Annotated in this window: 25 protein-coding genes; 22 read left to right on the top strand and 3 right to left on the bottom strand. The window is 55.2% G+C overall.

Annotation, left to right across the window (positions count from 1 at the left end):
- Nucleotides 1–8 precede the first annotated feature (8 nt).
- Both radC and uppP read right to left on the bottom strand, forming a co-directional pair.
- The gene (gene radC / locus CFB04_RS12500) at nucleotides 9–695 is read right to left on the bottom strand and encodes a DNA repair protein RadC (RefSeq protein ID WP_088535582.1); all 687 of its coding nucleotides are present in this window, start codon (nucleotides 693–695) and stop codon (nucleotides 9–11) included.
- A 42-nt stretch (nucleotides 696–737) separates the two neighbouring features.
- On the bottom strand, nucleotides 738–1,550 hold the full coding sequence (uppP, locus tag CFB04_RS12495) for an undecaprenyl-diphosphatase UppP (protein ID WP_088535581.1): 813 nt from the start codon (nucleotides 1,548–1,550) through the stop codon (nucleotides 738–740).
- A gap of 207 nt (nucleotides 1,551–1,757) precedes the next feature.
- Here uppP and CFB04_RS12490 point away from each other — a divergent pair, with 207 nt between their 5' ends.
- Together CFB04_RS12490 and CFB04_RS12485 are read left to right on the top strand one after the other, a co-directional pair.
- Complete coding sequence (locus CFB04_RS12490) at nucleotides 1,758–2,375, top strand: DUF47 domain-containing protein (protein WP_088535580.1); 618 nt, start codon at nucleotides 1,758–1,760, stop codon at nucleotides 2,373–2,375.
- Entirely contained in the window at nucleotides 2,368–3,369 is a 1,002-nt protein-coding gene (locus CFB04_RS12485; protein WP_088535579.1) for an inorganic phosphate transporter, read from the top strand. The genes CFB04_RS12490 and CFB04_RS12485 overlap by 8 nt, the downstream gene beginning before the upstream one ends.
- 34 nt (nucleotides 3,370–3,403) lie before the next feature.
- On the opposite strand, the gene CFB04_RS12480 is transcribed toward CFB04_RS12485, so the two are convergent.
- The gene (locus CFB04_RS12480) at nucleotides 3,404–3,892 is read right to left on the bottom strand and encodes a DUF2062 domain-containing protein (protein ID WP_088535578.1); all 489 of its coding nucleotides are present in this window, start codon (nucleotides 3,890–3,892) and stop codon (nucleotides 3,404–3,406) included.
- Nucleotides 3,893–4,102: 210 nt separating this feature from the next.
- Here CFB04_RS12480 and CFB04_RS12475 point away from each other — a divergent pair, with 210 nt between their 5' ends.
- The 20 genes from CFB04_RS12475 (at nucleotide 4,103) to fliF (ending at nucleotide 23,029) form a co-directional block, all read left to right on the top strand.
- A complete protein-coding gene (locus tag CFB04_RS12475; protein WP_088535577.1) occupies nucleotides 4,103–5,449 on the top strand; it encodes a TolC family protein in 1,347 nt (448 codons plus the stop codon).
- Nucleotides 5,446–6,561 carry an efflux RND transporter periplasmic adaptor subunit gene (locus tag CFB04_RS12470; RefSeq protein WP_231934174.1) on the top strand — a complete coding sequence of 372 codons (1,116 nt, stop codon included), beginning with the start codon at nucleotides 5,446–5,448 and terminating at the stop codon, nucleotides 6,559–6,561. The genes CFB04_RS12475 and CFB04_RS12470 overlap by 4 nt, the downstream gene beginning before the upstream one ends.
- A gap of 28 nt (nucleotides 6,562–6,589) precedes the next feature.
- The gene (locus tag CFB04_RS12465; RefSeq protein WP_088535576.1) at nucleotides 6,590–9,814 is read left to right on the top strand and encodes an efflux RND transporter permease subunit; all 3,225 of its coding nucleotides are present in this window, start codon (nucleotides 6,590–6,592) and stop codon (nucleotides 9,812–9,814) included.
- A gap of 10 nt (nucleotides 9,815–9,824) precedes the next feature.
- A complete protein-coding gene (locus tag CFB04_RS12460; RefSeq protein ID WP_088535575.1) occupies nucleotides 9,825–10,259 on the top strand; it encodes a C-GCAxxG-C-C family protein in 435 nt (144 codons plus the stop codon).
- Nucleotides 10,260–10,284: 25 nt separating this feature from the next.
- A complete protein-coding gene (locus CFB04_RS12455) occupies nucleotides 10,285–10,497 on the top strand; it encodes a DUF2892 domain-containing protein (protein WP_088536820.1) in 213 nt (70 codons plus the stop codon).
- Nucleotides 10,494–11,324, top strand: a complete 831-nt coding sequence (locus CFB04_RS12450) for an MBL fold metallo-hydrolase (RefSeq protein ID WP_088535574.1) — start codon at nucleotides 10,494–10,496, stop codon at nucleotides 11,322–11,324. The genes CFB04_RS12455 and CFB04_RS12450 overlap by 4 nt, the downstream gene beginning before the upstream one ends.
- A 73-nt stretch (nucleotides 11,325–11,397) precedes the next feature.
- Nucleotides 11,398–11,781, top strand: a complete 384-nt coding sequence (locus CFB04_RS12445) for a rhodanese-like domain-containing protein (protein ID WP_088535573.1) — start codon at nucleotides 11,398–11,400, stop codon at nucleotides 11,779–11,781.
- 9 nt (nucleotides 11,782–11,790) lie between these two features.
- Nucleotides 11,791–12,072, top strand: coding sequence for a helix-turn-helix transcriptional regulator (locus CFB04_RS12440; protein WP_088536819.1), 282 nt, complete (start codon nucleotides 11,791–11,793; stop codon nucleotides 12,070–12,072).
- Nucleotides 12,073–12,194: 122 nt separating this feature from the next.
- The gene (locus CFB04_RS12435; protein WP_231934173.1) at nucleotides 12,195–13,256 is read left to right on the top strand and encodes an ATP-binding protein; all 1,062 of its coding nucleotides are present in this window, start codon (nucleotides 12,195–12,197) and stop codon (nucleotides 13,254–13,256) included.
- 108 nt (nucleotides 13,257–13,364) lie between these two features.
- Nucleotides 13,365–15,014, top strand: a complete 1,650-nt coding sequence (locus tag CFB04_RS12430; protein WP_088535571.1) for a methyl-accepting chemotaxis protein — start codon at nucleotides 13,365–13,367, stop codon at nucleotides 15,012–15,014.
- Nucleotides 15,015–15,076: 62 nt separating this feature from the next.
- The gene (locus tag CFB04_RS12425; protein WP_088535570.1) at nucleotides 15,077–15,484 is read left to right on the top strand and encodes a bacteriohemerythrin; all 408 of its coding nucleotides are present in this window, start codon (nucleotides 15,077–15,079) and stop codon (nucleotides 15,482–15,484) included.
- A gap of 87 nt (nucleotides 15,485–15,571) precedes the next feature.
- Nucleotides 15,572–15,796, top strand: a complete 225-nt coding sequence (locus CFB04_RS12420) for a hypothetical protein (RefSeq protein WP_088535569.1) — start codon at nucleotides 15,572–15,574, stop codon at nucleotides 15,794–15,796.
- Nucleotides 15,797–15,830: 34 nt separating this feature from the next.
- Complete coding sequence (locus tag CFB04_RS12415) at nucleotides 15,831–16,193, top strand: response regulator (protein ID WP_088535568.1); 363 nt, start codon at nucleotides 15,831–15,833, stop codon at nucleotides 16,191–16,193.
- Complete coding sequence (locus CFB04_RS12410) at nucleotides 16,193–16,699, top strand: chemotaxis protein CheX (protein ID WP_088536818.1); 507 nt, start codon at nucleotides 16,193–16,195, stop codon at nucleotides 16,697–16,699. Before CFB04_RS12415 ends, CFB04_RS12410 begins: the two co-directional genes overlap by 1 nt.
- 10 nt (nucleotides 16,700–16,709) lie before the next feature.
- On the top strand, nucleotides 16,710–17,750 hold the full coding sequence (locus CFB04_RS12405) for a response regulator (RefSeq protein WP_088535567.1): 1,041 nt from the start codon (nucleotides 16,710–16,712) through the stop codon (nucleotides 17,748–17,750).
- Nucleotides 17,751–17,916: 166 nt separating this feature from the next.
- Nucleotides 17,917–20,043, top strand: a complete 2,127-nt coding sequence (locus CFB04_RS12400) for a tetratricopeptide repeat protein (RefSeq protein ID WP_088535566.1) — start codon at nucleotides 17,917–17,919, stop codon at nucleotides 20,041–20,043.
- A 118-nt stretch (nucleotides 20,044–20,161) separates the two neighbouring features.
- Nucleotides 20,162–20,590: a flagellar basal body rod protein FlgB gene (gene flgB / locus CFB04_RS12395; protein WP_088535565.1), complete on the top strand. Its 429-nt coding sequence runs from the start codon at nucleotides 20,162–20,164 to the stop codon at nucleotides 20,588–20,590.
- Entirely contained in the window at nucleotides 20,590–21,027 is a 438-nt protein-coding gene (gene flgC / locus CFB04_RS12390) for a flagellar basal body rod protein FlgC (protein WP_088535564.1), read from the top strand. Before flgB ends, flgC begins: the two co-directional genes overlap by 1 nt.
- A 35-nt stretch (nucleotides 21,028–21,062) precedes the next feature.
- Nucleotides 21,063–21,362 carry a flagellar hook-basal body complex protein FliE gene (gene fliE, locus CFB04_RS12385; protein WP_088535563.1) on the top strand — a complete coding sequence of 100 codons (300 nt, stop codon included), beginning with the start codon at nucleotides 21,063–21,065 and terminating at the stop codon, nucleotides 21,360–21,362.
- Between the two features lie 83 nt (nucleotides 21,363–21,445).
- Complete coding sequence (gene fliF / locus CFB04_RS12380) at nucleotides 21,446–23,029, top strand: flagellar basal-body MS-ring/collar protein FliF (protein ID WP_088535562.1); 1,584 nt, start codon at nucleotides 21,446–21,448, stop codon at nucleotides 23,027–23,029.
- The last annotated feature ends 55 nt before the right edge of the window (nucleotides 23,030–23,084 follow it).

Raw genomic sequence — 23,084 nt, 5'->3', positions numbered from 1 at the left:
CAGGTTTGCTACAGCATGCCCTGTGCAGTAAAGCTCATGAAGGTTCCGTCACCGATGATGATGTGATCAAGCACCTTTACTCCCATCAGCTCCCCCGCTTCCGCCAGGCGGCGGGTTATGTCCAGGTCTTCCCTGCTGGGGGTCGGGTCGCCGGAGGGGTGGTTGTGTACGAGGATGATTGCGGCTGCCGATTCCCGTACGGCTGGATTGAACACCTCCCGTGGATGGACGATGCTCTGGTTGAGGGACCCTTCGGATATCTGAACGCGCTTGATGATGCGGTTCTTTCCGTCCAGCAGCAGAGCGAGGAAATACTCTTTCCGCCGGTCCCGGAACTCGTGGTGAAAGTGCTCAAACACCTGTGAGGGCGCCGTGAAGCGTTCGAAGCTCTCCAGGCGTTTCGACCCGAAGCGGTTCCCCAGTTCCAGGGCCGCCTTGACCGACACGGCTTTCGCCGTACCCATTCCAGGAATTCGGCAAATTTCGGTGACGCCGGTCAGCGCGAGCGTCCGAAGGTCGCCGAATTCCTGCAGGAGCGCGCGTCCAAGGTCGATGGCGCTCCGCTTTCCGACGGAATCCCCCGTTCTTATGATGAGCGCAAGCAATTCAGCGTCAGTAAGTGCCTCGGGACCCCGCTGGACGAATTTTTCCCGGGGACGCTCCTCCTCGGGCCAATTCTTGATTCCTCCTCCCATCATCCCTCCCCATTGTTCGTCCGTACGTTTATCGGTCACAGATCAGGAAGCTGTAAGAAACAGTAGCAATGCCGTTCCTGCCGCTATTCGATACCAGACGAAGGGATAGAGGGAGCTGCGTTTAACGAAATTCAGAAGAAAAGCGACGCTGATATAGCCGAAGATGGCCGATGATGCCATGCCGACGACCAGCCCGCCTGTCTCCCCTTCCGGGATGCCGCTGCGTACAAGGTCGCCCAGCTCCAGGAATGCCGCGGCTGCAACGATCGGGAGAGAAAGGAGGAAGGAGAAGCGGGCGGCCGCTTCACGGTTGAAGCCGATGAAGAGCGCAGCGGTGATGGTGATTCCGGAGCGGGATACTCCGGGGATGAGCGCCAGGCACTGTGCAATCCCGATAATCATCGCAGCCTTGAGAGTGATTCTCTCGAGGCTGAGCCGTTTAGTGCCTTTGGAGTCGCTCAGGGCGAGGATCAGGCCGAATACGATGAGAAAGCACGCGATCAGGACCGGGCTTTTCCGGAAAATTTCCTCAATGTGGCCTTCAAGGGCTTTGCCCACAATTGCGGCGGGGATAGTTCCGGCGATAATGTAGAAAGGGAGCCGGTCAGTGGGAGAATCTGCTTTTTTTTCCCGGATGGACCTGAAAAAATTTCCCACCAGTTCGACGATGTCGCGCCGGAAGTATATGGAGAGCGCAATGAAGGTTCCGAGGTGGAGAGCTACATCGAAGGTCAGTCCCGACGCGGGCCATCGGAGAAGCCAGGGGACGAGGATCAGGTGTGCCGAGCTGCTGATTGGGAGGACCTCGGTGAGGCCTTGCAGGGCACCCAGAAATGCGGCATGGAAGAGGTTCATACAGCCTCTCAGGGGATGCGGGAATGGGCCGCTTGCGCCGGCCAGAATGCGGTAGGAAGATATGCGATATATGAAGCTAAATCAAGATAAAACCGGGTATCGCAAGAGCCTTCATGATCTGTCGGGTAATATTTCTTATGGGAATGAGGGGTGATTTGTGCTATGAGTGACAGGTTTCAATAGCCCCAATGTTTTTGGAGGAAACTCATGTTCGGACTGATCCCGAAGGAAGAAAAATTCTTTCAGCTGTTCAAGGAAATGGCGGCCAACATAATCGAAGGCGCTGAACTGTTCAAGGATATGCTCGACAACTACGATGACCCGCAGGCAAGCCAGCGCAAGATCAAGGATGTGGAGCATCGTGGGGACTCTTTGACCCATGAGATAATCAAGAAGCTGAACAAAAGCTTCGTTACACCTCTGGACCGCGAGGACATCTACGCCCTGGCATCGGCCCTCGACGACATTCTCGACCTTATAGACGCCTCATCCCAGCGGTTCATCATGTACAACGTGGAAAAGCCTACTCCTGAAGCGAAGGAACTGGCCTTCCACATCCTTCAGGGTAGCCGTGCAGTAGAGAAGGCAGTTGCGCACCTGGGTGGGAAATTCGAGCACATCTACGAGCACTGCGTGGAGGTCAACGCCATCGAGAACGAAGCCGACCGGGTCTGCCGGGAAGCGATAAGCAGGCTGTTTGACGAAGAGAAGGACCCGATCCAGCTCATCAAGTGGAAAGAGATATACGAAACGCTGGAACGCGCCACCGACAAATGCGAGGACGCGGCTAACATCCTTGAAAGCGTGGTGGTAAAGAATGCCTGATACCGCATTTCTGATGCTAGTGCTGGTCATTCTGGCGGCGCTGGTATTCGACTATATCAACGGCTTTCACGACACTGCCAACGCCATCGCCACCTGCGTGTCGACGCGGGCGCTCACAGTCAAGGCCGCCATCTTCATGGCCGCCATTCTGAACTTTGCCGGCGCCATGGTTTCCACAAAGGTAGCTGCCACTATCGGCAAAGGGATCGTCGACAAGGACAACGTAACGCAGATGGTCGTATTCGCAGGTGTAATGGGTGCCATAATCTGGAACCTCATAACCTGGTACTATGGTCTTCCCTCTTCATCTTCCCACGCGATCATCGGCGGCATAATGGGCGCGGTGATAGCACACAAGGGAGTGGCGGCTCTTCACTGGGCGGGGCTCAAGAAGATCGTTCTTGCGCTGGTTCTCTCTCCGGTAGTCGGTACCATAATCGGTTTCGCCGTAATGGTCTTGCTTCTCTGGACTTTTCGAAACCACGCGCCAGGAGCCCTCAACAACCACTTCCGCAAAATGCAGGTCATGTCGGCGGCCTTCATGGCGTTCTCTCACGGGACGGCGGACGCACAGAAATCGATGGGTGTCATCACTATGGCACTAGTAAGTTACGGGGCTCTTCCGGTATTTGCGGTACCGATGTGGGTGAAGTTCGCATGCGCGCTTGCAATGGGGCTCGGGACTGCCGCCGGGGGATGGCGGATCATCAAGACGGTGGGGAAAGACTTCGTAAAGCTCCAGCCGGTCCATGGCTTCTGCGTAGAGACAGCCTCGGCGGGTGTCATTCTCGGTGCATCCTCAATAGGAATGCCGGTCAGCACCACTCACATTATCACGTCCACCATTCTCGGCGTAGGTCTGTCCAAACGTCTCACCGCCGTTAACTGGAACGTGGCGTATCGCATTCTTTGGGCATGGGTACTCACCATTCCGGCTTCCGCGCTGATGGCTTTCATCACATACAGCGTGCTCGCTCCGCTCCTCGGCAGATAGCAAAGGGAGGCGGTTGCCTCCCTTTTTCCTTCCGCTATTTCTCGTCCAGTTCTTCTCCTACCTCTTCCATTTCCTGCGTCAACTCCGCAAGCGCCTCATCCTTCTGCCTGAACCTTACTACTATGTAGTAGCATGCGAAGTATCCAGCTATCGCAGCTATGAACCCGATGACCGATGACCCGAGGATGAGGGAGGCGGCATGCCCCTTCAGGTATTGCCATTCCAGCCCCCTGACCTTCAGTTCCATTGGAGGAAGACCCTGCATGACTCTTCCGAGTTTATAGCTTATCCCGAGAACGGGCACTACCGTAATGGGGGTGTTGATCCAGGCGCCGGTCAGACAGGTCAGCTTGTTGAGGCGGAAGATGAAGGCAGCGGCGACAGCCATAGGGGTGTGCAAGCCGAAAAAGGGGGTGAAGCTGATGAAGACACCCACCGCGAATCCCGCGGCAATATGTCCGGGATGGCTGTCCAGAGAAAGAATCTCCTTCGCCCTCTTTTTCCACTGCTCCTTGTTCAGCAATACCCACCTCCGGAAGTTTTGCCCAGTCTAAGTGCCGTTCATGTCTTTGTCAAATGTTCCATGTATCTATGGAACGGCTCCGCTGAAGGTTTCTCGGACCTAATTTCCGGAGCGGTTTCAACTTGTGCTGCAGCAGGTATAATTAAACTGCTTGACAAGCGACGCTCATATATATATTTTTCGCTATATATTTGTCAGCCAGAGGCGACGATGAATCAGGCAGCAGCGGCAGTTCTTCTATTTTTGGCGCTGGTTCCCCCCTCCGTTACGTGGAGCGCGGAGCGCACCGTAACTCTCCGTGAGGCTATCAGCCTCGCACTGGAGCGAAACCTCGTAATTCGGTCGGCTGGCCATCGGCGAACAGCCGCCGAGCATGCAGCGGCCAGCCGGCGCAGCCGCTACTACCCGAGCATCGCCATCGAAGAGAGCGGATCCGTCTCCAACGCCCCGACCCGGACGTTCATGATGAAGCTCGATCAGGGACGTTTCACCGAGCAGGATTTTATAATCGACAATCTCAATAATCCCTCTTCTCATGGCGATTTCCGCACCGGAGTCTCCTTGGAATTGCCTCTATTTGATGCGCGTATCGCAGGTGGTGTCGAACTGGCTGATAAGGAACTTGATCAGCACGATCTTCAGCTGGCCGGGAGGCGGGAGGATGTTGTCTTTGCGGCGTACCGTGCAGCTCTCGAAATCAGGCTCGCCAAGGCCCTGGCCGCTTCGGCGGAAGATGCGGTGCGGAACGCTTCGGAGCACTACCGCGTCGCGGTAGCGCGGAGCGCTGCCGGAACTGGACTGAAGTCGGACGAACTGAGGGCCCGAACATTTCTCTCCGAAATGGAGCAGCTACGGCTTTCGGCAAGAAACAACGTCAGACTCGCAAAGCTTGGCCTCGCCCGTCTGATGGGGGAAAAGCCCGGGGTTTTGGTCGATGTGCATGATATCGCCGAGTTTGCCGTCGCCACCGAGAGTGCAGAGGAGTTGCTGCAGTCGGCACTGGACCGGAGGGTGGACTTAAAGGAAGGTGAGGCGGCAGTCGCGCTGGCGGATGCGGGGGTAGATCTCGCTTTTAAAACCTATCTTCCGACGCTGTACGCAAACGCCGCATTCCAGATGAACGACCGGGACTACCCTTTCGGCCGCGACAACGACTCGTGGGCGGCAGGACTGACCCTTCGCTGGGAAATTTTCGACGGGTTTCGCCGCTACCGGGAACTTTCCAAAGCGAAGGCGTTGCGGAATGCCGCGGCGTGTTCTCTTGAAGATTTGAGACGGGAAGCTGCCCTCCAGGTGGAGGAGGCGCTCTTGCGGCGAGAGGAGGCGAGGCAGCGCCTGGAGGTAGCCCGGCATGCGGTACGGGATGCTGAGGAGGCGGTCAGGCTCTTGAGCCTCAGGTTCGAGAACTCTTTGGCAACGATGGCGGACCTCCTCGATGCACAGAGCTCCCTTAACAGGGGGAGGACCCAGGTAGTCAACGCTGAGAACGGTGCGATCCTGGCATCCGCCCAAGTTCTCAGGGCCGCTGGGATCTTTCTTCAGGAGGTGATGAGGTGAAAAGGCTTTCGGCCGGAGCCGCTGTGGCGGGCATTTATGCAGTATTGCTGACCTCTTCGGGATGCAGCGGCAAACACGACAATGCTCCTCCGCCAGCACCTCCGACGGTGCGGGGTGTAGCCATCCAGCAGGTGGGTCGGGAGGAGATCACCGATTTCTTCGCCGCCACCGGTACCGTCAGGTCGGCTGTCGTCGCGTCCGTTGCTGCCCGTGTTGCGGGTACTGTTACGGCTGTGCACGTCAGGGAAGGGGAACGCGTTTCGAAGGGAAAGCTCCTCGTAACTGTACAGGCAGATGAGAATGCTTCCGGTGCAGCAGGTGCTGCTGCTGCCGTGGAAGAGGCCAGTCTGGGAGTGAAAGAAGCTTTGGCCCGACGCAAGCTTGCTGAAGATACTTTCCGCAGGTTCGAAAAACTCTACCTTGAGCAGGCAGTGACGCGGCAGGAGTACGAGACCCGACTGACGGAGCGGGACGTAGCGGAGCAGGGTGCCTCGCGTGCCGAGGCTCGGCTTGCTCAGGCACGAGAGCAGGCTAGGGCGGCAGGCACCATAGCCGGGTACTCGAAAATTACAGCTCCAATGACCGGCATTGTCACGGCAAAAGCGGTCGAAACGGGCGCAACGGTTTTTCCCGGGACCCCACTCGTTACCATAGAGCAGGAGAAGCATTACCGCCTCGAAGCGTCGGTTCCCGACAACCTTGCTTCGGGGCTGAGGTTGGGGCAGGAGCTGGAGGTCTCGGTGGACGGTGTAGGGGATGCGTTGCATGGGAGGGTGGTGGAGGTTTCTCCCGTGGCCGATCCTGACACAAGGACGGCGACCGTTAAGATAGATATCACCGGGAACGGGCTCCGCACCGGCATGTTCGGGAGGGCCAGAATCGCAGTGGGTAGGAGCAGCGGCATTGTCGTCCCGAAAGGAGCGCTTCTGGAGCGGGGAATGCTTTCCTATGTATGGGTCGTGGGAACCGACAACTCAGCCTTGCTGCGGCTTGTAAAAACGGGGCGTGAGCTGGCAGGCCGGGTTGAGATCGTTTCCGGATTGGCCCACGGAGAGAGAGTGGTCACCGGTGGAGGTGAAAAGGTGGCGGAAGGCGCCCGGGTGCAACAATGAAAAACCTGTTCAGCGGCAGGAGCAGGCTATGACGAACCTAGGGTTCGCGGGGAAGATAGCCCGCGCGTTCATCGACTCCAAACTCACGCCTCTTCTTGTGGCGGCGTCGCTTCTCCTCGGAATATACGCGGTGACGACTACTCCGCGGGAGGAGGAACCACAGATCTCCGTGCCCATGGTGGACATCTACCTCCCTCTCCCGGGAAGCACTCCTAAAGAGGTCGAGGAGCGGGTGGTCATCCCCTTCGAGAAGAAGATGTGGGAGATAAAGGGGGTGGAATACGTCTACTCCATGAGCAGGCCTGGCATGGGAATCGTGACGGTCAGGTTTCTGGTAGGCCAGAACATGGAGGAATCGCTCGTAAAGCTCTACAACAAGGTGATGAGCAATCGGACTCTGCTCCCCCCGGGAGCAGGGGAGCCGATGGTGTCGCCGAAATCGATCGACGACGTTCCGATCGTTACCCTCACCCTCTGGTCCGAACGTTATGGTCATTATGAACTGCGCCGTGTTGCGGCTGAGCTGTGCGACGAGCTGAAAAAGGAGCAGGATGTCGCGGAAACCGAAATCAAAGGTGGGCTGTCCCGTCAGCTCCGGGTGCGGCTGGATGCGGGGCGGCTTGCAGCCTACCGCTTATCCCCCCTCCAGGTGGTGGGCGCTCTGCAGAAGGGAAACAAGGTTCTTCCTGCGGGTTCCGTCGCTGTCGGCAATCGGGACTACCTCCTGGATACCGGGAATTTTCTTTCTGATGCCGATGCGGTGAAACGGCTCGTGGTTGCTGTCCATGACGGGAAGCCTGTGCATCTTTCCGATGTCGCATCCGTTGAGGATGGCCCGGAGGAGCCGAAGGACTATGTCTTCTTTTCGACAGGACCTGCTGCGAAATCTCATACAGCGGGTGGATTGTCTGCGGCTGCAGATGGCGAAGCCCGGTATCCGGCTGTGACCATATCGGTGGCCAAGCGGAAAGGAGCGAACGCGACCCGCGTGGCGGAGGCTCTCCTGAAACGGGTGGAGCACGTCAGGGGAAAAGTGATCCCGGGGGAGGTCCAGGTAACGGTAACCCGGAACTACGGAGAGACTGCCAAGGAGAAGAACGACGAGCTCCTCTTCCATATGTTTCTCGCGGCTATTTCGGTGACCATCCTCATCACCCTTTTCATGGGGTGGAGGGCCGGCGCAGTGGCGGCAATAGCCATTCCGGTCACCCTGGCCCTTACGATGCTGGTCTTCAATCTGATTGGGTATACCCTTAACCGGATAACCCTCTTTGCCCTCATTTTCTCCATAGGTATACTGGTTGACGACGCCATCGTCGTTGTCGAAAACATTCACCGCTACTTCACCACCACCAGGTTCAGGCCGCTGGAGGCGGCCATACGTGCAGTGGACGAAATCGGCAATCCCACGGTACTCGCCACCTTTGCGGTGATCGCCTCGATCCTTCCGATGTGGTTCGTCGGCGGGCTGATGGGCCCCTATATGCGTCCCATTCCCATCGGCGCCAGCACGGCGATGCTGCTTTCGATGTTCATAGCGTTCATCGTCACTCCTTATTATGCCTACCGGCTGATGAAGGGGGCATCGCATGACGATGCCGCGGAACCGGAAGATTCCAGGCTTACCCGCTTCTATCGAAAGATGATGGGAGCCCTCATTCACCGCAGAAGGCTCCGGTACTCGTTCCTGACGGCAGTGGTGCTACTTCTCCTTCTTTCCTGTTCGATGCTCTACTTCAGGCTCGTAACGGTGAAGATGCTCCCCTTCGACAACAAGAACGAGCTTCAGGTGATCCTCGACGCCCCCGACGGCACGCCGCTGGAGGATACGGCGAAGATAGCAGCAGAACTCGGGGATGCACTCCAGAAGGTTCCGGAGGTGGTTAATTTCCAGACATACGTTGGTGTCAGCTCTCCCTTCAACTTCAACGGGCTCGTCCGGCACTACTACCTCAGGCAAGCTCCGCATGTCGCCGACCTTCAGGTCAACTTCGTCCACAAGAAGGAGCGAAGCGACCAGTCCCACGACCTCGCGAAACGCATACGGGTCCATTTGAAACCTATCGCCGACCGGTACGGGGCTCGCATCAAGATTGCGGAAATACCACCCGGCCCGCCGGTCCTTTCGACTCTTGTGGCGGAGGTCTACGGCCCCGATCAGGAGAGCCGTCACTCCATAGCCAGGCAGACGAGAGAAATTTTCAAAAATACTCCTGGGGTTGTGGATACTGACTGGTACGTGGAGGAGGACCGGGAAAAATATACCTTTGCCGTAGATCGGGAGAAGGCGGCCCTCTCCGGCATTGCGGCAGGGGACGTGGTCGACGCCGTGCGGCTTGCGGTAAGCGGGACGGATGCGGGACTTCTCCACCTTCCTAAGGAGAAGGAGCCGGTGTTCCTGAATATCCGGCTCCCAGTGGAGCAGCGGACGTCGCTGGCATCTCTTTCAGCTATCTATCTGCCGGGAGCCAAAGGCCCCGTTCCCCTCTCCCAGCTCGTGAAGGTGGTGAGGGGCGAGGAGAACAAGAGTCTTTACCGTAAGAACCTGCGCAGTGTCGTGTATGTTACGGGTGACGTTGCCGGAGAGATCGAGGCCCCTGTTTATGCGATCCTTAAAATGAAGAAGGAGATCGACGGGATTCCCCTTCCAGGAGGTTACAGGATCGATCAGCGGGCCGCTGTCCAGCCTTGGAGCGAGGATCGCCCCGGGATCAAGTGGGACGGTGAATGGCACATAACCTACGAAGTCTTTCGCGACTTGGGGCTTGCCTTCGCGGCGGTCATGGTGTTGATCTACATACTGGTGGTTGCCTGGTTCCGCGATTTTACGACTCCCCTGGTCATAATGGTACCGATCCCGCTTACGCTCATCGGCATCCTGCCTGGGCACGCACTGTTCGGTGCGTTTTTCACCGCCACGAGCATGATCGGTTTCATTGCTCTCGCAGGGATAATCGTGCGCAACTCGATCATTCTCATCGACTTCGCCGAGTTGCGGCGCCGTGAGGGGATGCCCCTGGACGAAGCGATAATCGATGCCGGAGCGGTCCGCTTCAGGCCGATGCTATTAACGGCAGCGGCAGTGATAGTGGGAAGCTTCGTTATAGTCTTCGACCCGATCTTCCAGGGGCTCGCCCTGGCGCTCATGTTTGGCGAAATAGCGTCCACCACCCTTTCGCGGGTGACTATTCCCATTCTCTACTATATGGTACAGTCGTGGAAGCAGCGGCATGAGGCCGCACCGGTGGGGTAAAGGAGTAAAGATGTTCTTGTGGCGAAGAAAGGCAGAGACGGAAGACACGGCGGAAACTGATTTTCCAACCCGCGTGGGAGCTGACGCGGAAGGTTATTTCAGAACCGGCAAGATGCATTGCGCCGAAGCCGTTCTTTACACCATCCGCAACCACTTTTCACCGGAGACGCCGGAAGACGTCGTCAGGCTTGCAGCAGGTTTCGGGGGTGGCTCCGGCTCCGGATGCATATGTGGAGCGGTGAGTGGAGGGACGATGGCCATCGGTCTCGTCCTGGGGGGGGACAAGAAGAAGGTAAACGTGCTGACGAGGGAACTTCATATTTGGTTCAAGGAGCGGTACGGCTCTACCTGTTGCAGGATCATTACAACGGGCGGGAAGAAAATATGCCCTTCCCTCACGGGGAGCGTGGCTGGGAAGGTGGCGGAACTGCTGCGGAGAGGATGAGCCGGATCGGCATTGGGAGATGGCCATGTATATCGACAGGTTATTGAGGATCATCGCGGGCGGGTTCATACTGATCTCACTCATCCTCGCACACATGCACAGCGAGAAGTGGTTGTGGTTCACGGCGTTCGTCGGACTCAACCTTTTTCAGTCGGGCTTTAGCAACTGGTGCCCGATGATTACATTTCTGGAAAAGCTAGGAGTGCCGAGGTTTCCAGGCCAGCGAATGCAGGCATGAAACGCCGTATCACGATTCTATGTGAAAACAGCGTAGGCGCCATATCCGGGACGCTTGGCGAGCATGGGTTCGCGGCGCTGATCGAAAGTGAGGCTGAAGCGGTTCTGTTCGACTGCGGCCAGGGCGCGACGCTTCTGCATAACGCCAGACGCCTCAACCGGCCGTTGAGCCTTATACAAAGAGTCGTTCTTTCCCATGGCCACTACGACCATACCGGAGGCCTTCTTCCCCTTCTGACGGAGTGCGGGGGAAAAGTGGTAGCGGCTCATCCGGGAATTTTCACCGATCGATATCGCGTGAAGGATACGGGGGAGAGGATATCCATTGGTATGCCTTACAAGAAGGAGGAGTTGGAACGGAAGGGGTGCGTTTTCGATCTTTCGGCGGAATTTCGGGAAATAGGTGCCGATATCTTTGTGACCGGCTACATCCCCCGACTTACTTCATTCGAACATGGCGACAGCGGTCTTTATTGTGACGAAGCTGGATGCGAGCCGGATCATATTCTCGATGATCAATCCCTGGTAATTTGCTGCGATAAAGGGATCGTTCTTCTGCTCGGCTGTTGCCATGCCGGAATCATCAACACCCTGGAACATGTCACCCGCACCTTGGGGAGGAATGACATATATGCCGTGGTGGGGGGCACACATCTTGGTTTCTGCTCATCTCTCCAGCTGGATGAGACGGTGAAGAGGCTCCACGGCTACCGAATAAAGAAAATCTGCGGGAGCCACTGTACCGGGTTTGCCGCTGCGGCTCGATTGTCTCGTGAATTCCCGGGGCATTTCCATCCGGCCCAGGTAGGATTTACTTTAGAAATTTGATCAAGCTTCTGGTATAGTACGCCGATACTCTTGCGTGCGGAGTCGGCCGTTCAGCGGGAGCGGGAAGGGCACAGTGAAAAACTGCATTATATCGTTTTCAGTGATCTTATTAGTATTTGCTGCAACTGCGGCGCTTGCTGCAGCGTATCGTAACATTACTTCGGGTCAGGCAAGGCAGTTGGCGGCAAAGCGCCCGGACGTCGTGCTCCTTGACGTGAGGACACCAGAGGAATACCGCCAGGCTCGAATAGCCGGAGCGAAGCTGATTCCCGTAGGCAGCATTGAGCGGCGCTATACCGAATTGCCGAAAAACGTTCCGATACTGGTTTATTGTGCCGTCGGTTCTCGTTCAGTTCCCGTATCGGGTTTTCTCGCAAGCAGAGGGTATGGTGAAGTTTACAACATGAGCGACGGGATCGTCGGCTGGTTTCGAAACGGTTTCCCGGTGGAAAGGTAACGGATGGACATGGAGAAAAAACTGAAGGAAATGTCGCTGGTCTTCAAGACGCTGGGACACCCGGTGCGGCTGCGTATTGCCGCCGGTCTCGCCAACAACAAATGCGCATGCGTGAAAGAGATATGGGAGTGTCTCGGGATGCCCCAGGCGATCGTTTCCCAGCACCTCAAGGTGATGAAGCAGAACGGCGTGCTGGTGGCCAGGCGCGAGGGAGCTAAAGTCTGCTACTCCCTACGTACCGATCTCATCACTCAGATGGTTAAGATGCTCGAAATCAACCCCCACCCCTGACACTCCCCAAAATACCTACTCAGCCTGCAGCTCTCCGCCTACTTCGAACCAGTCCCGATACAGCACCCTTTCTGCAGCAAAAAACCCTAAAGTCACAACTTCCTTCCCCGATAATCTACACCATGGGAAACGTACCTCTGACGGCTGCATGGCAGCATGAATTTGTCGAATATCAGGATGGCGCAATGGGGGCCGAGGATCTTATCGATCTTGTCTCCATAGGCGTCGTTCTTGTAGGGGATGACGGTATCATCAGGTCCATTAACAGCAGAGGTCAAAGACTGCTCAAAGTGACCAAGGAGGAGGTTCTAGGCAAGCGGGTCGACATGCTTCCCTTGCGTACCCCCCTCTACAAAGTGCTTAGCGAGAACTGTCGGGAGATGCCGCAGGAGCTTGCGGTAAACGGCTCCTTGTTGCTCGTAAGATCTACGGAAGTGGTTCTGGAGAACGGAGTTTCAGCTGAACTTGTGGAGTTCAGGGATGTTACCGAGGAGAAGCGCGAGCGCCGCCAGCGAGAGGAGTTTGTGGCGATGATGGCCCACGACCTGAAATCTCCCCTTACAGTCATGATGGGTTACATTCAGGCAATGAAGGGGGAGATGCTAGGCAAGGTAGATCAATCTCTCCAGTCGTGCCTGGAGGAGCTGGACCGGAACTCTTACCGGCTGCTGGGGATGATCGACGATGTTCTTGATGCCTACCGTCTCGAAGTCGGACTCGTTTCGGTCAATCAGGAATTTTCCGATCTTCAGGCAGTTCTCGCCAGCTGCTGTCGCGATCTGGCGCGGGAGGCGGAGATTCAGGGGATCCAGTTCTCGTCCGTTATCAAGCCTGATATACCTGCAGTTCGCGTGGATCGGAAGCAAATCATACGTGTTTTTTCTAACCTTGTAGGAAATGCAATTAAATTCACTCCCCGCAAAGGAAGCGTGTCCCTTACGGCAGAGCGAAGGGGTGAAACTGTCGCGGTCACGGTAGCCGATACCGGCATAGGCATTCCCGAGGCAGATCTCCACCGGGTATTTAACAAGTACTACCGGGCGAGCAGCGCCCGGGGCTACAAGGGTACAGGTCTTGGTCTTGCCATCAGCAAGGCGATCGTCGAGGCCCATCGTGGCACCATTGAAGTGGAAAGTCGTGAAGGGACCGGCAGCCGCTTCACCGTCATTCTTCCAGCTGAATAATTCCATACCGCTTGGAGCGAGGAAAGGCCTTTCCGGAAGCTTCTCCTTCAAGTGGATTTGTTGCTGTGACGCCTTTAAGGGCGAATTCTACTATGGAAGGTATATGTGATGAAGATTCGAAGGTTCAGAAACTGGGGGATTCTTCAGAAGATCATGAGCACCACGTTGATCAGCGTCTTGCTGATCGTTGCCGCTGCGATGTTTTACCTGCTTCCTCTGGTCGAAAAGTATCTGATGGAGGAAAAGAAGCAGGCGACGCAACAAGTAGTCGAGGTCGCCTACCATATCATCCAGGACTATGGGGAGAAGGTGAAGACGGGGGTACTTACCCTGGAGCAGGCCCAGCAAGCGGCCGCCGCTGACATCAAGGATTTGCGTTACAAGCGCAATGAATATTTTTGGATCAATGACCTTGCCCCCCGGATGATCATGCATCCCACCAAACCGGAGCTGGACGGCAAAGATCTCAATACTAACAAAGACCCTCAGGGTAAATACCTTTTCCGGGAGTTCGTGAAGGTATGCGAGGCGAAAGGGGAAGGCTTCGTCGACTACATGTGGCCTAAACCGGGAGAAAATGCACCGGTTGACAAGATTTCGTACGTCAAGCTCTACCGCCCGTGGGGGTGGATCATCGGCAGCGGGATCTATGTGGATGACGTGCATGCGGGTGTTGCACGGCTTCGTTGGGGTATTGTTCTGGCGACCCTGCTCCTTGGCGCGGTCTCGCTTCTTCTGGCTTTTTCGGTGAGCCTCGGGATCACACGTCCCCTGAAAAGGGTTCGTGACAATCTCCATGAAATAGCGGCAGGAGAAGGGGACCTGACGCGGCGTATTCCCATCGACCGAGATGATGAAGCCGGTGACCTTGCGCACTCCTTCAACACCTTTGTAGAGAAACTGCAGGTGATCATCTCGCAGGTTGCGGAGAATGCTCAGGAAGTAGCTTCTGCGGCGGGAAAGGTTCAAGCAGTTTCACAAGATATGGCATCCGGAACGGCTACGGTAGCCGAGCAGGCAACAACGGTCGCGACTGCAACTGAAGAGATGGCTGCAACATATGGAGAAGTCGCTCAAAACTGCATGATGGCTGCCGAATCCTCTCAAAAAGCCAACGAGAAAGCGGTTTCAGGTACTGCCGTAGTGGAGGAGACAGTGCGGGTTATGAGCCGGATTGCTGCCAGAGTCAAAGAATCGGCGCAAACGGTGGAACAACTCGGAGCCCGTTCCGACGAGATAGGCAAGATCATAGGCACCATAGAAGACATTGCTGACCAGACCAACCTGCTTGCTCTAAATGCTGCGATCGAAGCTGCCAGAGCCGGTGAACAGGGAAGAGGCTTTGCTGTGGTGGCCGATGAAGTGCGGGCGCTGGCGGAAAGGACGACCAAGGCGACGCGCGAAATCGGAGAGATGATCAAGGCCATTCAGCAGGAGACAAAGGGTGCGGTCGCATCCATGGATGAAGGTGTGCGCGAGGTCGAAAAGGGGACCGGCGATGCGGCTAAATCCGGAGAGGCGCTACAGGAGATACTTGACCAGATAAACTCGGTGACGATGGAGATTAACCAGATAGCGACGGCGGCGGAACAGCAGACAGCGACAACCGCTGAGATAAGTCAGAACGTGCAACGGATTTCGGAGGTCGTTTCAGAGACTTCCCGTGGTGCCAAAGACAGTGCCCAGGCAGCGGAAAGGTTGGCCGGACTTGCTTCGGAGTTGCAGAGGCTTGTGGGGCGCTTCAAGCTTGCGGCCTGATTGATTCAAGAAACGGCATTTAACGCCGATAGATCGAACTATCCCATTCGTACGGAGGAGTTATGGCCCTACTTTCCTGGAGCGACAGTTATCGTGTCAACATCAAGCAGATAGACGATCAGCATAAAAAACTCATTGAGATGATCAACACGCTGCACGATGCAATGAAGGTTGGTAAAGGAAGCCAGGTGCTCGGAGAGGTGCTCAAGTCGCTCATCGATTACACCGGTAGCCATTTTGCAACAGAAGAAAAGCTTATGAAGCTGCACAACTACCCCGATTACGAACACCACAAGAAGGAGCATAACCTGCTCGTAATGCAGGTTCTGGATATACAGAAGAACCTGCAGAACGGTAGTGCTCCCCTTACACAAAACATCATGAGCTTTCTAAAGGAGTGGCTCGTAAAGCACATTCAAGGGGAAGACAAGAAGTATGGACCATACCTGAACGGCAAAGGTGTTGTCTGAAGGCTACGGGAACGGTACGTGCATTGCCCGCTGTCGTCAATCAGGGAGCCGCGGCTACTCGAAAGAGTTAACATCCAGGGAGGGAATATGACTGGCCAGGTATTGGACGCTGCAGTTCTTAAGGAGATCATTGCGGAGCTTGAAGAAACGGTCGAGCAGGCGAACCTGCTGGCCTTGGAGCTTGCTCTCAAAAGTCTCGAAGATGAAACTGATGCCTCAGCAGGAATGGATGAGGTGGAACAACTTGCCGGCCGTGCGGCCCGTGCCACTGTTGAGGTTGAGCAGCTGGTGCGGCGCCTGAAGGCTGCGTGATAATCGAAATAGCAAAACGAAGGAGGAAGATGCAATGGCAAATGTATTGATCGTAGACGATTCCTCGACCATGAGGAAGATTATCTCCCGCTCGCTCCGTCAGGCAGGATTGCCAGTCGATGATATTTTCGAAGCGGGAGACGGGATCGAGGGACTCAATGCTCTCGGTGCCAACAAAGTTGATCTGATCCTGTCGGACATCAACATGCCGAACATGGATGGCCTTGAGTTCATCAAGCAGGTGCGCGCCAATGGAAGCAAGGTTCCCATCGTGATGATTACGACGGAGGGGGGAGAAGACATCCTCAAGGAGGCAATGAGCAACGGTGCGAGTGACAGCATCAAGAAGCCGTTCACCCCTGAACAGCTCAACGAGAAACTGGGAGGGTTGATATGATGACCCTTAATGCCGCGGTCTCGAATTCCGCTGACATCAACGAAGATGAACTCGCTGGATACATCATCAATGCCACTAAGGAAGTCTTTGGGACAATGGTGATGATGGACCTGGAGGATTCGTATCCCCTTAAAGAACCTGTTACCAAATTTCATTGTAGTGTAACCGGCATGGTCGGACTTGCCGGTACCTACACCGGTATCCTTTCGATCCATTGTCCTCAGACATTTGCCCTGCGGATCACGTCCAACATGCTGGGAATGGATGTGGAAGAAGTAGGCGAGGATGTCAACGATGCTCTCGGCGAGATCGCCAACATGCTCGGTGGATACGTCAAGCAGATCCTTTCAAAAGGTGGTCTCGACATCAACCTCTCCATCCCCACGGTAATCTCCGGAGAGGAATACACTGTAAATGCCATGTCGGAATCTGAATGTACAATCGTTCCGTTCGTTAACGAGGGAGAGCGTTTCCTCGTCGGGCTCAAACTAAAGAAGGAAGCATAACGGGACCACCATGGCAGACGTCGGGAAACTGCAAGAAGTTCTGAATGCAGCAATGAAGCAGGCTGGTGAAGAGAGCAGTCTGCTACTCGGGCAGGGACTCGAAATCCGTGATTGTGACGCGGTAAATACTAACAAGCAGAGTTTCTTTACCGGGATGGAAGATGCCATCTTCGCTGTGGGTGTGGAGTCGCGGGAAGACTATCCCGGCCAGCTCTACATGATTTTCTCGCTGCGAGATGCGATACTGTTGAGCAGCATGCTGCTCGGCATTCCACCTGCCCGTATTTCAGAAAAACGTAAGCTGGCCATTATGGAGCCGGATGATGCCGATGCGTTCGGAGAAATCATGAACCAGGTTATCGGCTCCTTCAATTCTGTCCTGCAGCCCAAGTTTCCGAGCAAGCTTCACCTCAAGCTGCTGGCCCCGAAGAAATTCATTCCGGGGGTTGACGAGCTTTCGGATGAAGAGCCCATCCCAACCGGCGAGTACATCATGTTTCGTTCCCAGTTGCAGATGGACGGGCTGGAGATGGACCAGTTGAACATTCTGATTCCGATAGTCCTTGCGAACCTCCTGATGCCCGACCCGGTTGTGGAGGAGACGGCGGAGGCTGACAAAACAGAAGCCCCTGAAGAGGAAGCTGCTCCCGCATCGGAACTGGAAGAATCCGCCGCTGAAAGTGGAGCTGCGGTAATTATACTGGATGACGACGAACTTGATCGGCAGCATGTAAAGAGTTTTCTAGCGAGTACAGGGCTAAAGCTTGTCGATGGATCCTTACAGGAAGACATAAAGGGAATCTTTAGCCAGAATGAGGCAAAAGTCGCAGTCATAGGTGTGTCTGACCCCGATGATCAGGATCTTGCTCTTTGCATAAAAATAAATGCACTATGTCAGGACGCTCCGGTTCCTATCATAATGTGCGCCCATAAGTGGACGCGGCTCAAGGTGTTGAAGGCCCTTAAGTATGGAGCCCGTGATATCATCATGAAACCTTTCAGTGCAGAAGAACTGGTTACAAAGGTGACACGGCTGATAAAGGCTGCCTGAAGCGTCAAATATACCCCCCATATGCGTGCCCTTATTTTGACTTATCCGTAACGGCCCCCTTTTTGTATATATAACCTCCTGAAACTTCAAACTTTTTATGGCGTGATGTGTGGCATGGCATTTGCGTTGTGAGGGCTGGAGTATTGCCTGCTCGCGAGGAAGAAGTATGCCTGTGGTCCCAATTATTAATTTTTTGAGGGGCAAAACATTTTTACCGCTTGCCTTCTGCCTGTCGATGCTGCCGCTACAAACTGCAGCGGCTGAAGACCCTGCATCCGTCACGAAAGTTGTGGTTCGTCCGCGATCGGGACATACCCGCATTTCGTTCCAGTTCGATAGAGTTCCGAACTACAGCCTTGCTGTGCTTCCGCAGGGAAGTATCAGTCTGACTTTCAGGAACACCGTCTCTTCGCCCCACAAGAAGCTGCGCCATTACTCGGATTCAAACATAGCAGGTGTTCGGATATCGACACGCGGTGAGGATGTACGGGTGGTCATACCTGCCAAGGGCACTCCTGTCTACCGTACGATATGGGACACTGAGATGACCCGCGTTGTGATTGATGTGGGTCCTGCAGTGGCGGCACGCACGTACTCGGAGCTTCCTGCCGGCCGGGAGAACATATGGAAAGGGGCCGGAGAGCTCGTCCGCAACTTCGATCCCCCGCTGAAGGCTAACCTTCCTTTTCATCCGACGGACCGGCGGGCACTTCTCGCATTGCTCTCTCCGGAGGAGACCAACCTGGTCCTGGCCGGGGAAGCGGCGCTTTATAAGGGAAATGCAGCTCAGGCGAAGGAGATTTTCTCTTTTTTCACCGAGCGAGAGACACCGGTCCGGGCGCTTGCAACATACCGTCTGGGAGAGGCCCTCTATGTGCTTCAGCAGTATTCCGAGGCTCTTGAGGCATTCCGGCGGGGGGAACGGCTCTGGCCGGAATACATGGAGCAGAATCCATCCATGAGTTTCTACTACGGGGACAGCATGGTACGAAGCGGCGATCTTCCCGGCGGCAGGAAGATGCTGGGCCGCATGATATGCTCTGTGGCCGACAAATACTATGCCCCCTTGCTTCTTGTGCGTCTTGCCGACATTCTCAGCAGGCAGGGGCATGATCAGGAGGCGGTGGCGATTTATCGCACTGTGTACGAGCATTTTCCGAAAACAAAAGCGGGCAACCACGCCGCGCTTAAGTTAGCAGACAGGCGCTTCCCTGGCGTTACGATCGACACCTACGCATCCCTGTTCGAAGAATACAAGAAGCTTTCGGTCGAGGCCGGGGACGCTTCCATCCGTGAAGAGGCGCTTTTCAAAGCTGCACTACTTCAGTCGCTCTATGGACCCGCAGACAATGGCCTGAGCCTCGTCGTGAGCTACGAGAAAAGGTACCCGCGGGGCGTATTCACCAATATAGCCAAGTCGATGCGGGAAGAACTTCTACTCATCCGCGGCCGTGAACTGCATGAAGCCAAGGACCAGGCAGGACTCGTAGCGCTGGCTCTTGATCACAAGGATTACCTCTCCCGATGCTTCACGGATGCCGAGTTTCCCCTACGGCTCGACGTTGCTTTCCGCACTGCCGGCACGATAAAAAATCAAAATTCTCTCTTTTCCGATCTCAGTTCCCGCGAATGGGCAGTGGGAGTGCCGTTCATGCTCAGGCGGATCATCGATAATGCTCTTTCTATTTCCGATTATCCCTTGGCAGAAGACAAATCCCGGGAATTCCTCGATCGCTTTCCCAAGGATGTTGCGGCACCGGCTGTACGAGAAATACTCGGTGGACTCTGCTACAGGAAACAGGACATGAACGGGGTAGTGGCGGAGCTCACACCGCTACTGGGAGAGCATCGTAAGGCCATTTCCCCCGAGAGCCATTATTTCCTTGGAAAAGCCTTGTCGGATACGGGTAAATGGACGGGAGCCGAGAAGGCGATGGCACGCTTCATTTCAGAGACCAGGGGGGATGGTGCCAGATTTCCGACTCTTGCCGATGCCTACTATGTTTGTGCGTCGTCCAGAGTTGCTGCCGGAGATCGAAAAGGCGCCATCAGGTGGCTACGTGAGGGGCTAGAAGATGCACTGCCGGAGCAGCGGGACCAGTTCCTCTACAAGCTGGGACAGCTCTGCCAGCAGGCGGGGCTTCATGACCAAGCCAGAAGTTATTGGGAAAAGAGCGTCAAGGAGGGTTCGGACCCGGTTTGGCAGAAGCTTGCGGGGGAATGCCTGGCAGATGTCGAGTGGCGGGAACGGGTGGAGAAAAATGTACGTCAGCAACTTACGTCAAAAAAATGACTGTGGCTGAAATACAAAACACCTCCTGTTATTGTCTCCGCATGTCTATGCTACCGAAAAGACAGGGTAATGTCTCCTGGTACAGGAATTGCTGTTCATGGGGTGGAAAGGAGTCGACATGCCGTTGAAAGGTATATTCAGTACTACCGTAGATCTTCTCGGGAAGAGCCTGGACCTGCGAGCCCGAAATCATAATCATCTTTCGGCCAATGTTGCCAACGCGGAGACACCAGGATATGTGCCGTCGACTCTTTCATTTGAGGGTGAACTTAAGCAGGCATTAAAAGCGGGCGGAAAAGCGGGTGCTACTCCTGCGATAACTCATCCCCGGCACATTCCTCTAAAGGGCAGGGCCAACGATATTCAGGGGGTACAAGGAACGGTGGTCGATACTCCCGCGTCGGCCATCGGTCGAGACGGCAACGCCGTCGAACTTGAGAACGAGATGTCGAAGCTGATGGAGAACCAGATAATGTACAACGCTTCGGTGCAGATACTTGCAAAAAAATTCGAAGGGCTCAAGCAGGTCATCAAGGGAGGTAACTAATGGATTTCTTTACCGCAATGGATGTCAGTTCTTCCGCTTTGACAGCCGAGCGCACCCGAATGAACCTGATTTCCAGCAATCTTGCGAATGCCAATTCTACCAAAACGGCCGAAGGCGGGCCTTACAAAAGGAAAGATGTGGTGTTTTCCGCGTCTCCTGTTGCCGAACCTTTCAGTGATGCTCTGAGGCGGGCAAACCGTAAGGGGCCTGCAGGCGTAGAGGTGGTGCAGATAACAGAGGATAAGAATCCACCGCGGATGCAGTACGACCCTTCACACCCTGATGCGGATGCGCGAGGATACGTTGCACTTCCGAATGTAAATGTCATTGAAGAAATGGCCGACATGATTTCAGCTACGAGAGCGTACGAGGCGAATGTGACTGCCGCGCAGGCTGCCAAGAACATGGCGCTGAAAACACTCGAACTGGGCAGGTAGTTATAAAAGTTCCGCACGGTACATGGAGGAAATGAATGATCAATCAAATAGAAGGCGCAGCACTCGGACAGGCTCTGCCACTCGGCGGGGGGACAGCAAAGCCAACTTCTCCGACCGAGGATTTCAGCAAGTTTCTCGGTGATATGGTAGGCAAAGTTAACTCGGCGCAACGTGAGGCCGACGGTGCCATCCAGAAGCTCATGACAGGGGAGGCCAAGGGTCTCCACGAGGTCATGATAGCCATGGAGAAGTCGAGCGTATCCTTCCAGTTTCTCACGCAAGTTCGCAACAAAGCGGTTGAAGCTTATCAGGAAATAATGAGAATGCCGGTTTGATCGTGAGGCTATTGCGGTAGCTCCAGGCAACTGGTGCTGATCAAGAACTTTTGCAGGTGACGTATGTATGATGGTGGAGACCAATGCCGGAGAGTCTGAGCAGATTATTTGAACCATTTTTGGCCCTTCCTCCGGCGAAACGCTGGATTGTTGGCGGAGTAGTAGCTCTTTCCGTCGTGGCTTTCGCTGTCATGATCATGGTTGCCAACAAGACGGATTACAAGCCGCTGTTTGCCAACCTAACCAGTGAAGATGCCGGCGAAATAGTCAAAAAACTGAAGGAACAGAAGATCCCGTTTCAGATTGCGTCTGACGGCAAGGCCGTCCTCGTGCCTGCTGACAAGGTCTACGACCTGCGGCTCTCGCTTGCTTCGGAAGGACTTCCCCAGGGAGGTGGAATAGGCTTCGAAATTTTTGACCGGAAAAACTTCGGCATGACGGAGTTCGTGCAGAAACTGAATTATCAGAGAGCTCTTCAGGGGGAACTCGCACGAACCATATCCCAGATTTCCGGGGTCGAACAGGCCAGGGTACATCTTGCCATTCCCGAAAAATCCTTGTTTATGGAAAACGAAAAACCGGCGACAGCCTCCATAGTTCTAAAGATGAAAGCTAACCGGTCACTTAGAGAAAACGACGTACAGGGGATCGTTCACCTTGCGGCATCTTCGGTGGAGGGGCTTGAGCCTGAGCATGTCACCGTACTAGATGGACGCGGCAAAGTTCTGAGCAGGATTTCTCCCTCCGATGCAACCAGCAAGATGACGAGCACAATGCAGGAGACTCAGCGCGCCTACGAGAAAAGTATGGAAGAGCGCCTGCAGTCATTGCTGGACAAGGTTGTCGGAGCAGAAAGGTCAGTTGCACGGGTATCGGCGACCTTCGATTTCAAGCAGGTCGAGAAGTACGAGGAGAGATACGACCCAGATTCTGCGGCAGTGCGCAGCGAGCAGCGAAGCGAGGAAAAGGATAGCGGGACCAATGTCGCCGCTGGAGTGCCGGGAGTACAAACCAACCTGGGCAGAACAGCCCCGGGCTCCGGCATGACAGGTGGCGGTTCACGGAGCGACGAGACTCTCAATTACGAGGTTAGCCGTTCCACGGCTCGCACTATCGAACCTGTTGGAACGCTTTCCAAAGTTTCGGTGGCTATCCTCGTGGATGGGAAATATGAAGCTCCTGCTGCCCAAAAGGGGGGCGCAACCGCGGCAAAGCTGAAATACCAGCCCAGGACGGGGGAGGAGTTGCAGAAGATCGAAGCGCTCGTCAAAAGCGCAGTCGGATTCAGTGCTGAACGCGGCGATCAGGTCACCGTTGCAAACATCCCCTTCCAGGAGATGGAAGAGGTAGGTGAAACCTCTCCTGCCTGGTGGAGCGCTCCAGTGTTCGTGTCACTGTTGAAAAACGGCCTGATCGGCCTCGGATTCCTTGCGCTGCTCCTATTCGTCGTAAGGCCGCTTCTGAAGGCATTGAGGCCTGAAAGTCTGCCGCAGTTCGAGCCGCTGGAGTCGCCGGAAGAGCAGGTGCAGAAAATGCTCGCAGCTCAAAAAGCGAAAATTGCTAGCCAGTCGGTGAACCAGCTCGAACTTATTGAGAAGGTGAAGCAGGAACCTTATCAGACATCGCAGGTCCTGAAAAACTGGATCGAGAGCAAGAACAAGGCTTAGAGAAGCCGCCGCATGAACAGCATTTCGAGTCACAATTTAGCCTCCTTATGGATCT

The sequence above is a fragment of the Geobacter sp. DSM 9736 genome (assembly GCF_900187405.1).
Taxonomy (GTDB): Bacteria; Desulfobacterota; Desulfuromonadia; order Geobacterales; family Geobacteraceae; genus DSM-9736.
This window is presented reverse-complemented; position numbering and strand designations above follow the sequence as displayed.